General features: G+C 58.8%; 10 protein-coding genes. 4 read left to right on the top strand and 6 right to left on the bottom strand.

All coding sequences use genetic code 11. The annotated features are described in order from the left end of the window. Position 1: 1 nt before the first annotated feature. Genes SK3146_RS24700 through SK3146_RS24685 form a run of 4 tightly spaced genes read left to right on the top strand, consistent with a single transcriptional unit; the run spans position 2 to position 4040 of the window. A complete protein-coding gene (locus SK3146_RS24700) occupies positions 2-1300 on the top strand; it encodes a neutral/alkaline non-lysosomal ceramidase N-terminal domain-containing protein (protein WP_249861258.1) in 1299 nt (432 codons plus the stop codon). Then, positions 1293-2075, top strand: a complete 783-nt coding sequence (locus tag SK3146_RS24695) for a glucosamine-6-phosphate deaminase (RefSeq protein WP_249861257.1) — start codon at positions 1293-1295, stop codon at positions 2073-2075. Before SK3146_RS24700 ends, SK3146_RS24695 begins: the two co-directional genes overlap by 8 nt. Before the next feature lie 13 nt (positions 2076-2088). Next, positions 2089-3285 carry an N-acetylglucosamine-6-phosphate deacetylase gene (locus SK3146_RS24690; RefSeq protein WP_249861256.1) on the top strand — a complete coding sequence of 399 codons (1197 nt, stop codon included), beginning with the start codon at positions 2089-2091 and terminating at the stop codon, positions 3283-3285. Then, positions 3282-4040 carry a sugar isomerase domain-containing protein gene (locus SK3146_RS24685; RefSeq protein WP_249861255.1) on the top strand — a complete coding sequence of 253 codons (759 nt, stop codon included), beginning with the start codon at positions 3282-3284 and terminating at the stop codon, positions 4038-4040. The genes SK3146_RS24690 and SK3146_RS24685 overlap by 4 nt, the downstream gene beginning before the upstream one ends. Positions 4041-4320: 280 nt before the next feature. Here the strand turns inward: SK3146_RS24685 and SK3146_RS24680 are convergent, their stop codons facing one another. From SK3146_RS24680 to SK3146_RS24655, 6 genes are all read right to left on the bottom strand, one after another. Further along, positions 4321-5970, bottom strand: coding sequence for a CocE/NonD family hydrolase (locus SK3146_RS24680; protein ID WP_249861254.1), 1650 nt, complete (start codon positions 5968-5970; stop codon positions 4321-4323). A gap of 63 nt (positions 5971-6033) precedes the next feature. After that, positions 6034-6921: a carbohydrate ABC transporter permease gene (locus SK3146_RS24675; protein WP_249861253.1), complete on the bottom strand. Its 888-nt coding sequence runs from the start codon at positions 6919-6921 to the stop codon at positions 6034-6036. Between the two features lie 19 nt (positions 6922-6940). Beyond that, a complete protein-coding gene (locus tag SK3146_RS24670; protein WP_249866425.1) occupies positions 6941-7810 on the bottom strand; it encodes an ABC transporter permease in 870 nt (289 codons plus the stop codon). 115 nt (positions 7811-7925) lie between these two features. After that, complete coding sequence (locus SK3146_RS24665) at positions 7926-9428, bottom strand: ABC transporter substrate-binding protein (RefSeq protein WP_249861252.1); 1503 nt, start codon at positions 9426-9428, stop codon at positions 7926-7928. Between the two features lie 104 nt (positions 9429-9532). Beyond that, the gene (locus tag SK3146_RS24660) at positions 9533-10816 is read right to left on the bottom strand and encodes a response regulator transcription factor (RefSeq protein WP_249861251.1); all 1284 of its coding nucleotides are present in this window, start codon (positions 10814-10816) and stop codon (positions 9533-9535) included. Continuing rightward, positions 10797-12581, bottom strand: a complete 1785-nt coding sequence (locus SK3146_RS24655) for a sensor histidine kinase (protein WP_249861250.1) — start codon at positions 12579-12581, stop codon at positions 10797-10799. The genes SK3146_RS24660 and SK3146_RS24655 overlap by 20 nt, the downstream gene beginning before the upstream one ends. Between the last annotated feature and the right edge of the window lie 102 nt (positions 12582-12683).

The raw sequence follows: 12683 nt of genomic DNA, 5'->3' as shown, positions 1-12683 counted from the left end.
GATGACATCGCCAATCAAGCTCGGCTCCGCCAAAGCGGACATCACCCCGGCGAAGCCCGTTCCGCTGGCCGGATTTGCGCATAGGCAAGGGCCGTTCGAGCATATCGCCCGCCCCTTGTTCGCCAGAATTCACGCTTTCGAGCGGACGGACGGCTCGGGGCACACCGCCTCCGCCCTACTGGTCTCCGCGGATTTGATCTGGTGGGGAAGCGATCTCGTCGAGAAGCTGGTTCCCAAGATTAAGGAACGCTGGGGCTTTCATACCGTGCTGCTCCATGCGACCCATACCCATTGCGGGCCGCAAACCAGCGGCCGCTTCACGGATGCGCTCGGCAAGCCCGACGCCGAATATACGGCGGAATTGGAGCGGCGGCTGTTCGAAGGGATCGGCCAGGCGCTGCGGACGATGGAGCCGGTCACGATAGAACGGGGCGCAGGGCAATGCCGGATCGGCGTCAACCGCCGCAAGAACGTCGGCGGGAAGATCGCGATGGCGCCCGACGTGAACGGGCCTGTCGATCCGGCCGTTACCGTCATCCGGTTTCGCGCCTCCGGCGGCGCGGTCAAAGCGCTGTTCGTTCATTATACATGCCACCCGACGACGACCGGCGATAACGAAATTTCGTCGGAGTACTGCGGGGCGGCGCTGGAGCGCGTCGAGCAAGCGCTCGGCGGCGGGGCCGTCGGCGCCTTCCTGCAAGGCTGCTGCGGGGATATTCGCCCCGCGCTCGTCAGCGGCGGCGAATTTTACCGAGGCTGCCGCATGGAGGTGGAGCGCTTCGGAAGCTGGCTGAGCGAGGAAGTGCTGCGCGTGAGCAGCCTGCCTATGCGGCAGCTCACGCCGGCCGGGCTCGGGAGCCGAACCGTAGAGCTGCCGCTGCCCTTCGAGTCGGTTCCAGCGAGCGAAGAGCTGGAAGCCGAGGCCCGGCAGACCGATATATACGGCGAACGCGCCCGCCTCCTGCTGCGGGAGCCGCAGCGCAGGCAGGAGAGCATTCCGCTGGAAATTACGCGGCTCGATCTGGCCGAAAAATTGTCGCTTGTCGCCTTTAATGCGGAGATGGTCGCCGATTACGGCCGCTTTGTCAAGGAAGCCTCCTTTGGCAAGGCGCTCCCGCTCGGCTATACGAACGGCATGATCGGCTATGTGCCCACCGAAGAGCAGCTTGTCCAGGGAGGCTACGAAGCGCGAGACTCGGTCCCGTATTTCGGCCTGCCGTCGCCGTTTCATCCCCGAACGGAAGGCGTCATCCGCAGCGCCATATTACAAGTGATAGGAGAGAAACCGAATCATGAATGAAACCGTACAACCGCTGCACACGAAAACCGTCGATCGGCTGAAGGTGAACATATATGCAAACAGAGAGCTGCTTGGAGCGGCCGCCGGAAGCCATGTCGCGGATAAAATGAAAGAGCTGCTAAGCTCGAAAAACCGTATCCGGATGATCTTCGCCGCAGCGCCTTCGCAAAATGAATTTTTGCAAGCTTTATGCAGCGCTGAGGGCATCGACTGGGAACGCGTCACCGTGTTCCATATGGATGAATATATCGGGCTCGCCCCGCAAGCGCCGCAGCGGTTCGGCTCGTTTCTGAGCGAGCGGCTGTTCGATCGGGTGAATCCGGGCGTAGTTCATCTGATCGACAGCTCCGGCGACATTGAAGCCGAATGCAAGCGCTATGCGGCGCTGCTCGGCGAAGCACCGGTCGACATCGTGGCGCTGGGCATCGGAGAGAACGGCCATATCGCCTTCAACGATCCGCCTGTCGCCGATTTTAACGACAGCGCGCTCGTCAAGAGCGTGGAGCTGGATATGCCGTGCCGCCGGCAGCAGGTCAACGACGGCTGCTTCGCCAGCCTGGAAGACGTGCCGACGCACGCCCTTACGCTGACGATCCCCACCCTGTTCTCGGGCGCTCATTTATACTGCATGGTGCCGGGCGCGACGAAAACCGCGGCCGTGCGCCAAACGCTCGGCGGCCCGATTTCGACGGAATGCCCTTCGACCATCCTCCGGCGGCATCCGGACTGCACGCTGTATGTAGACACGGATTCGTACGACGGTGAAATCGGTTAGGAGATGAATAAAGATGCCAAGAAGCGTAACGAAGGTGAACGGAATTCATTATAAAACGAAGCAGCCCGTTACGATTCATATCGAACACGGCCGGATTCAATCGCTTCATCCATTGGATGCGGAAATTCGCCAAGCTGCGCTGCCCTGGGTCGCTCCGGGTCTGGTGGATCTGCAAATCAACGGCTATTTCGGCGCCGACTTCAATACGATCCCGATTGCCGAAGGCGCGGTGGAACGCGCTACGCGCGGGCTGTGGAGGCAGGGCGTCACCACTTACTTCCCCACCGTCATTACGAACGGAGATGCGGAAATCGAGCAGGCAATGCGCTCCATCGCCGCCGCCTGCGCCGCCGACCCCGTCTCCGCCGCCGCAGCTCCGGGCATTCACCTGGAGGGGCCGTTCATTTCCCCGGAGGACGGTCCGCGCGGAGCCCATGACAGAAGCTTTACGAAAGCGCCCGACTGGCCTTTATTCCAAAGATGGCAGGAAGCGGCCCAAGGGAGGATTAAGATCGTCACGCTATCGCCGGAATGGCCGGGATCGGCCGAATTCATCGAGCGCTGTGTGGAGCAGGGCGTCATCGTGTCGATCGGCCATACCGCCGCTTCGCCGGAGCAGATTGCCGAAGCGGTTCAGGCCGGCGCGCGCATGTCGACGCATCTGGGCAACGGCGCCCACCTGTCGCTGCCCCGTCATCCCAACTATATATGGGAGCAGCTGAGCCGGGATGAGCTGGCGGCCTGCGTCATCGCCGACGGCTTCCATCTGCCGGATTCGGTACTGAAGGTGACGCTGCGCGCCAAGGGAGAGAAGGCGCTGCTCGTCAGCGACGCCGTGTACTTAAGCGGCATGGAGCCCGGCCTGTATGAGAACCATATCGGAGGCCGGGTCGTGCTCACTCCCGAAGGAAGACTGCATCTGGCGGAGCATCCCGGCCTGCTGGCCGGATCGGCCCAGCTGCTTCCGTGGGGCATTTCCCATCTGCTGGACAGCGGACTGGCCGAGTTGGATACCGCATGGGAGATGGCGTCGCTGCGCCCCTCCGCCCTGCTGAACCTGCCCTCGCAGAGCGGACTCGCCCCCGGCGCGCCGGCGGATCTGGTCTTATTCGAGCTGAAGCGTCCGCAAGGCGTGAAAATCATCCAAACTTATAAGCTGGGAGAACGGGTCTTCGACTCGGCATCCCCCGCCAAGGAGGCAAACGCATGAGCACAGCAGCCATGACCCGGTATCTTCAGCAAATCACTCGTCATCTGGAGCTTCTTCATCAGGAGGAGCAGGCCGCCGTCGCCGAAGCGGCCCGTGTGATGGCGGAGCATATCAAGCAGGACCGCATCGTCTATGCCTACGGGCCGGGCGGCCATTCGAATCTCGGGCCGCAGGAGATTTTTTTCCGCGCCGGAGGTCTGATGCATATCAGCGCCATCCTCGACGAAGGGACGCTGCTGAGCGGCGGCGCGCTAAGATCGATGGCGGTCGAGCGAACGCCCGGCTACGCGCGGATCGTGCTGGACGATTACGGGCTGAAGCAGGGGGACTTATTGCTGATTATTAACGCCTACGGCATCAATTCGGCGACGATCGATGCGGCGCTGGAAGCCAGAGCGCGCGGAGTCAAGACGATCGGGGTCACCTCCGTCCGCCATGCGCTCGCCACGCCGGCCGGCCATCCGGCCCGTCATCCGTCCAAGCAAAACCTGCACGACCTGGTCGATATCGTGCTGGATACGAAAATCGAAGTCGGAGACGCCGTCGTCGAAATCGACGGTCTGGACCAGCGGGTCGCCGCGATGTCCACGTTCGCCAACGCCTATCTGCTCAATTCGCTCACAGCCGAGACGATCGAACTGCTGGTCAAGGACGGCATCCGCCCGCCCATATGGATGAGCGGCAATGCCAGCGGCGGCGATGAAGCCAACGCCCGCTTCATTGAGCGATTCAAAGGCAGAATCAAGAAGCTGTAGCGCACACGCCATAACAAACCCGGCCTTGCGATCCTTACGATCCGAGGCCGGGTTTCGTTTTGTACCTGCAAAAAACAGAGGAGGACTAAACGTGAGCTGCCCTTCTATAGCGGCCGGATTTCGTCTTCCCCCCCGGCAAAATGCAGACAGCCAGACGCTAATCGCCTGCTGTAGCGGCCGCGCCCCGGCTGTCTGCGTTCCCGGAATTTGGCTTCCTATCCAGTCCTATCCGGTCAGCCTCTTCATATCCGGGCGGCTCCGCCTGCCCGGCCGTCGTTCCTCACTCGGGCCCGATAAAGCCTCCGATCACCGGCACTTCCAGACAGGACGGATACCGCCCGGAATGATAGATCGTTACCGCGGACGGCAGCGGCTGCAGCCCGGGACCTTGAGGCGCTTCCTGCTCGGGCAGCGAGCAGCTGCCTCCGGCGATCGCAAGGCGCAGCCGAAAGCCTTCCGGCACGACCGAGGCCATGGGCATCAGCTCGATGACATAGTCCCGGATTTCGCCCGGGACGAGCGGAGCCGGGTGCGAACGGCTGCGGCTGCGGGAGGCGTTGAGATAACCGCAGGTCAACTGCTGCGAGCGTCCGCCGGGCGATACGGCGGAGAGCGTGACGACAAAATCGGCGTCCTCGGCCGTGCACGCCGCCCACAAGCGCAAGCGTACGATGCCGGTTATCTCCGCAGGGCGGGGAAGCGGCTCCGTCGTCCAGCTCGCCGCCGCCTCTTCATAGCGCGACAGATCGGCGGCGGGAATGCCGCCCCTCGCGCAGCGCATCGCCGGAAGCAACGGCCCGGTATCGGGCAAATAGTCGTAGCAGCTGACCGAACTGCCGCTCTCCGATTCGGGAGCGAAGGAAAGCGAACCGTCGCCGTCTCGTCCGGCCAGCGTGCCGCTCGGTATGCCGGCAAGATAGAACGCCGCCCGCTTCGCATCCGGGATCGGCCAATCCCGCTCGTAGCGCCACATGTCTGCGCCCCGGATGAACAGCAGCACCGGCTCTTCCCGGTCGATCCCGTTATCTTCTCCCTTCAAATAGCGGTCGAACCACCGCAGTTGGCACAGCCTGAAGTCATAAGGCTCCATCCGCGCAACGGAAGCATGGGCCTCGGGCCCGACGACCAGCTTGCATATACCCCCGTGGGCGCGCAGCGCCGAATACGCCTTCAGATTCCCCGGCGACACATAATCTTGCCAGCCGCCGGAGATCAGCGCCGCTATGCCGGATTGCGCAATCCGCGCCAGCTCCTCCGGCGACACCGTCCGCTCGCGCCACCAGTCGTCCTTGTTGCGGTGCGCCGCTGCCGCCGGGTACTCCGGCGCTCCCCTGCTTCTTCGCCCGGGGCCGGGCAGCGTCCCTCCGGCATACCACAAATCGTCGTAGCCGTCGGGCGACGCGATCTCCGGGCTGATCGCCTTCAGCCCGGGCGGCAGCCGCTTGGCGGTCAGCCATTGGCTGATGCCCCGCAGCGATTGGCCGATCATCCCTACCGCGCCGGTCGACCACTCCTGCCCGGCCATCCACGCCACAAGCTCGCAGCCGTCTTCTCCGTACGATTCGAATAACGTATTGACGCCTTCGGAGGCGCCGGAACCGCGCATGCTTACATGCAGCACCGCATACCCGCTGCGGGCAAAGAAGCCGCACAGCCCATCTTCTCTGGGCTGGTTCCGATTCCCGTAGCCGTTAGCCAGCAGCAGACAAAGCCAGCGCTTCGCGCCTTCATCCGCCTGCGGCAGGAAAAGCCTCCCGCTCAGCGTAATCCCGTCGCTCAGCGTAATCCCGTCGCTCAGCGTTACGCCGACATGCTCGGTCACCTCAACCCGATACTGCCGTCTCCCGGCACAGTCATCCGATGTCCCGGACTGCCTTGCCCAGGCTCTATCTTCCGTCCCTGCGCCCGGAACGCCTGGCCTATCGTTCATCCTGCCGCTCCCCTTCGCTCGTATTATATCGGACTTTCCTTGCAGCCTCATCATCCGCCATCCTTATTTGACCGCGCCGATCGTGATGCCTTTAATAAAATACTTTTGGAAAAACGGATAAGCCATCAGCACCGGCAGCACGCCGACAATCGCGATCGCCATACGAACCGTCGTGCTCGGCAGCTTGGCGACCTGGTCTCCGGCGGCGGCGGATAAGTTGGAATTTTGCGTAAGAAACTGAATATCGAGCAGCATCCGGTTCAAAATATTTTGAATGCTGAACAGCTTCGGATTCGTCACGTAGGTTAACCCGTTGAACCAGTCGTTCCAATACCCGATCCCGTGAAACAGCCCGATCGTCGCCATAATCGGCATCGAAAGCGGCAGCACGATTTTGTAGAAGGTCCGGTACTCTCCCGCGCCGTCGATTTTGGCCGCTTCAATCAGGGCCGGCGGAATCGAAGTCATAAAGTAAGTCCGCACCAGCAGCACGTTAAACCCGTTCATCAGCAGCCCGGGGACGATTAACGCCCAGATCGTATTTTTGATCCCCAGAAATTTCGTATATATCAAGTAGGTCGGCACCAGACCGCCGTTGAACAGCAGCGTAAAGAAGACGAGAAACGCCCAGAAATGTTTCAAAGGCAAATCTTGACGCGACATCGGATACGCCAGCATCGGAGTAATGACGAGACTCGCGCACGTCCCGATGACGGTGATAAGGATCGTGATGCCGTAAGCGCGCCCGAGCTCTCCCCCGTGCTCCAGCAAATAGCGGTACGCGTCCAGGCTGAACATTTGCGGCACAAACCGGTACCCGTATTTAATAATGCTCTCTTCGCTGGAGATCGACGACATGAACAGGAGCACGAACGGAATCAAACATGCGGCCGCCATGGAGAGCAGCACGAGATGGGCGATCCATTGAATGCTTTTCGGTTCTTTAGACATGCTTTCATTTCACCTCCTTCTAGAACAGGGCGTTTTCCCTGCTCAGCTTCCTCACCGCATAATTGGACAGCAGCACCAGCACGAAGCCGACGATGGACTGGTAAGCCCCCGCCGCCGATGACATCCCGATATCGCCGAGCGTAATCAAGCCTCTGAACACATAAGTATCGATGACGCTGGTCGTCTCGACGAGCGGACCCGAATTCATCGGCACTTGATAGAACAGACCGAAATCGGAATAAAAGATGCGGCCTATCGCCAGCAGCGTCATCATCGTAATGACCGGCGTAATAAGCGGAATCGTAATCATGCGGATTTGCTGCCATTTCGTCGCCCCGTCGAGCATCGCCGCTTCGTAGTACTCCGTATCGATGCCGATAATCGAAGCCAAATACACGATACAAAGAAAGCCCGCCCCTTTCCATACGTGGACGATCGTCAGGATGAGCGGCCAATACTTGGCCTCGGTGTACCAGGAGAGGGGATCGATCCCGAGCAGCGGCAACACCGTCTTGTTCATCAGCCCGGTCTCCAGGCTCAGCAGCGCATAGACCAAGTAGCTGACGATGACCATCGAGATCAGATGCGGCAGCAGAATGACGCTTTGATAAAAGCGGTTGGCCAGCTTTTGCCTGATCTCGTTCAGCAGAATCGCCACGCCTACGGCCACCACCGTATGAATGATAATGAACGCCCCGTTGTACAGCAGCGTATTTCGCGTGATGACGTAAGCATCCCGCGTTTTGAACAAGTATTCGAAGTTTTTGAAGCCGATCCAATCCCCGGCAAAAATGCCCTTGGCATAGTTCACCTCTTTAAAGGCGATCATAATCCCGAACATCGGAACGTAATTGTTGATCAGCAAATAGATCAGCCCCGGAATCATCATGGAAAACAAAGGAACATATTTTCTAACTGTTGTACTGCGCACGGCATCTTCGCTCCCCGGTCTCGTCGTCTAGAAGAAAGGCAACCCGACAGGCGTCGGATTGCCTTGTCTTTCCTCACTGCTCTTTGGACCATTGATCCAGCTGCTTCTGCTTTTCGGCGACAATTTTGTCGATGCCCGCGTCCTTCAGCTTGGAAATAAAGTTCGGCAGCTCTTTATCCGGGTCCAGCACGCCGCATTCCAAGCCTCTGCGGTATTGGTTAATGACGTTGGATACCGCGGTCACCTCGGTTTTCACCGGAGAGGCGTCGAACGTAAAGCCGAGCGCCTTCGATTTCATCGCACTCCGATTGAATTCCTCGGTCTTTTTCCATAAGTCCGGACTGTCGCCCTTCCACACGTATGCCAGGAACTGATTGCCGAACATCCATCCCATGTTCAAGCCCCAGCCCGTATTCGACTTGTCGACGCCTTGCGGGTAATCGATCAGGCCGTCGCTGCCCTTCGCGTAGTGCTTGCCTTCGATTCCCCAGTCGAGCAGGTTGACGATGTCTTTGTCCGAATACATCAAATTCAGGAACTGAACCGCCCGGTCCGGCTTGTTGGAGGTGGCGGCGACTCCCCACATGACGTTCGTGACCGTGCTCGTCTTGGCGATCGGCGGCACCAGCTTGACGGTGGCCATCTCCATTTGGGTCGTATGCGAAGCCTGCGTCTCGAAGCCCGGCTTCTGATGTCCGAGCACCGCCGCCGCTTTGCCCGCTTTAATGACGGCGTTCTCCGCCTCCTGGTTTTGCACGGCGTCCTTCAAAATATAGCCGGATTCGTACCAACGGCGAATCGTTTTTAAATACCCGGCATACTCCGGCGTCTCATACCAGTTCACGACCTTAAGATTATCCTGGCCGTTGCCCAGCAGCACGCCCAGGTCGTCGCCGAGGCTGTCGCGCGTGCTGAAGGTGCCGAGCACCGAATTGCCCGTCTTGTTCGTGAGCGGAACCATCGACGGATCGATCGTCTCCTTCAGCGCCTTCAGCAGCGGCTCCAAATCGTCCAGACTCTTCATCTTGGACGTGTCGATCCCTGTTTTGACGAGCAGGTCTTTGCGGATCAGCAGGCCGTAATCTTGGGCGAAGTCCCGGACGCTCGGAACCCCGTAGCTTTTGCCTTTGATGAACGTCGCCTTGTAGTAATCGCCCAGCGCCGTCTTGATGCCCTGTCCGTGCTGATCGATCAGCTCGTTAATCGGCAGCAGTCGCCCCATCGAGACGTCGGCGCTGTAATTGTACGTGGCCATCAGATCCAGCTTCTCCCCGCTGCTCAGCATCAGATTGATCTGATTAGCCCAGTCGCTGCCGAGCGGCAGCAGCTTCATCGTCGTGTTCAGCTTCGCCCTGGAAATTTTGTTGATTTCATCCTGCACCAGCTGAATGTCCTTCGGAATACTGCCGATAATCGGGAAGGCGACGACCACCTCGTAAGGGTCTTTGTTTAACGCGTTCGCTCCCGCATCGCCCGCCGGTTCGCTCCCCGCCTTCGGAGCCTCGTTCCCTCCGCAGGCGGATAATAGCAGCGCAGCGGACAGTACGCAGCCGGCCAACTTCATTTGTTTTCTCATGCTCTTTCCCCCATCTGTTACCGTTTCAAATTGATGTTCGAACATGATTTCATTCTACCGCCTGCCGGCATCCGGTTCCGCTCTGTTTTCGACCATTCCTTGTTCTATTTTCGACTAGGAGGAAGGCTGCGGAGGCGCCGAAATTCAAGCGGACTCAGACCCGAATGCTGCTTAAACCGTTTGGAAAAATGCGAAACATTCGAGTAACCGACCTGCTGGCCGATCGCGATGACCGACATCGTCGTATGGGAGAGCAGCTCCTCGGCCCGCCGCATGCGCTGCTGCTGCAGGAAGGCGGTGACGGACATGCCGGTTTCTTTCTTGAAGATGCGGTCCAAATAATCCGGGTTCAAAAACACCGTCTGCGCCACGCTTTCTCTCGACAGGCTCTCCTGATCGAGCTTCCCGTCGACATATTGCCCGATTTTCTCGACGAGTTCGGCCGATAACGAGCGTGCGGCGGGCGCCCCTCGCGATACGTTCACCTTGCCAGTGGACGCGGCGTTATGCTGAGCGAGCAGGAACAGCCTCTGCACCGTATCGGCAAACTGATGCACGGGCGCCGCTTCCCCCGCATAACAGGACACATCGCAGTACAGATGCCGATTGCCGAAGGCAATGAACGATTCGCAGTCGGCGACAAGCCGGCTCATGTCATGGCCCCCTTGGCCCGAAGGAATCACGGCGAGCAGCTTGCGCTCCGACAAGACGATGATTCTGCCGTCCTCTTGGGGAAACAGCGTTTCCTCGGCGCAGTTGCACAGGCCGTATTCCAATATTTTTTCATCCCGCGGGCTGAGCGGTTTATGATACCGCTGTACCTGGATCAGCACGGGAAGGAACAGCATCCCCTCCCTGAGCGGAATGTTGCGCTCCGCCGCCGCTTGGCGTATCGCTTCGGGCTGCGGCGAGATCGAGTAGCCGATCACATCGAGCCAGAACCTCTCGACGAGCAGCGGCTGATGCTTCGTCCAAAATTCCCCCAGCTGGCTGTACTCCAGCAGATAGCTTTGCCGGTTAATCTGGGCGATCGCTTTCTCTACCGCCTGGCGCAGCTCCTCCCTGGATACCGGCTTCAGCAAATAGTCCAGGCAGCCGAGCTGCATCGCCTGCTGCGCGTACTTGAAATCGGCGTGGCACGTAAGAAACACCGTCTCCGTCCGGGGATGATGCTCCTTGACCCATGCAAGCAGCTGCAGCCCGCTGCCTTGCGGCATCTCAATGTCGCAGATCATAAGGTCTACGGAATCCCGACCGAACGCCTCCTTCGCCTGGCGGATATTGTTCGCGATCGATACGGAGCTTATGCCGAACATTTCCTCCCAAGGCAGCTCGCTCTTTACCGCCTCCGCAAGCCATAGTTCATCGTCAACAATAAGCAGATTCATGCAGCTTCCTCTTTTCCGGTTCGTGATAAATGGGCAGCCGTAGCTCTACCTTAGCTCCATGAGGCTCCCCGTTGGCAAAGCGGATGTCCGCCTTGTTCTCGTAAATGATGTGCAGCCGCCGCTTCACATTCCATATGCCGATCCGCTCCCCCTCTTCGTTGTAAATCCGGTTTCCCCCGGCAAGGTCGCTCAGCACCTGATCGGGGAAGCCCATGCCGGTATCTTGAACCCGCAGGAGAAGATACGGCTGCTCGCCGCAGACGGCCACTTCGGCGTGCACCGTAATGTCAATCGGCTCATCCAGCGTGACCGCATGCTTGACCGTATTTTCCACGAACGTTTGAATAATTAACGGCGGGACCGGCTCGCGCAGCAGAAAATCCGGAACCTGCACCGACATTCGGATATTATCCGGGAACCGCTGCTCTTGAATGCGGATGTAGTTGCGCACATGCTGAAGCTCCTCCTTCAGCGTCACCAGCGTCAAATTGCTGCGAAAATTGTAGCGGTAGTAATGAATAAGGCATAGCGAAATATCCTCCAGCGTCCGATACTCCCCGGTGCGAGCCAGCATGTGCAGCATATTTAACGAGTTAATGAACGTGTGGGGATTGAGCTGCAGCTGCAAATGCTGCAATTCGGCCTTCTGCTTGTCGAGCTTCTCTTCATACACCCGGATGCGCAGCTCCTGGATTTGCGAAATCATATGGTTGAAGGAGTCGTTCACGATCCGAAACTCCTCCGATGTCCGGAACGCCGCGATGCGCACGTCCAGATTGCCCTCCATAATCTGTTTAATCGCTCTGAGCAGCCTTCGTATCGGAATCAGCATCGATTTGCGCAGCAGCAGCAAGCTTACCGGCAAAATCGCGAACGACGAGACCGTGATGGTGACGACGACTTTTTGCAGATCGGGCAGCTTCTCCAGTATTTTATCCTCCGGGAGGAAGACGAATAAGCTGAACGCTCCTTTCGTGGAATGCTTGCCGAGGGCGAGGAAGCGTTCTTTTTGCCCCGTCATGTAATAATCCGTCAGCCCGACATCCACCTGCACCTGCCGTTCGCCGACGAACGATGCGTTAGTCAGCGGAGCGCCCTGTTCGTCCACGAACAACGCCGCGCCTTGGTCCCCGATATTCACCAAAGGCAGCGGCAGCTGCACATTGGCGATGTTCATCCAAGCCCCGACGTAACCGTTTTCACTTCTCATCAGGCGGACAAAATACGAAGCCCCGGAAGGAGGATGCACGATAAACCATCCCCGCTCGAACCATTCCCTTGGCGTCCGATCCGAGCGGACCGCGTCCCGGACATAAGATCGGATATAGTCGCTCTCGCCGATCTGCGTCTGCCTGTTGAAGGCATAAATGTAATCGTCGCCCGGCGCCGAGTATACGAAGATGCCCGCCAGAAAATCGTAGGAAACGATGTTAGCCGTCACATTATTGCTTAGATTATGAATCGCGCTGTAATGATTCCACTCCGACGCGGGAGATTGCAGAATCGACAGATTCGATTCGTACTGCATCAGACCGAGCAAATATTCATCCACCCGTCGCAGCTTCTCGTCGAACTGCTCCATATACAGGCTCAGCATATTGTTGTTGGAATCGGCCACCTGATTATGAACGACCTTGATCGAATAAAAGCTTAAGCCCAGCATCAGCGCGTTCAACGGCACGATGATCAGCAGCACGCCCAGCACCAGCTTCGTGCGAATCGAGTTCAAGGACAACCGTTTGATCCAGCGCTCTCCTCTCTTCACGCCGGCATCCCCCCTTAACAAAAGTCTAAAAAAGAAAATCAAAAGTCGAAATCGGAGTAGAGGGCCCGAAGGCTTTCTGCGATAATCGAGATATACAATAAG

It is taken from the genome of Paenibacillus konkukensis, assembly GCF_023523925.1.
Taxonomy (GTDB): Bacteria; Bacillota; Bacilli; order Paenibacillales; family NBRC-103111; genus Paenibacillus_S; species Paenibacillus_S doosanensis.
The sequence above is the reverse complement of the archived record's forward strand: the minus strand, read 5'-3'. Positions and strand labels throughout refer to the sequence as shown.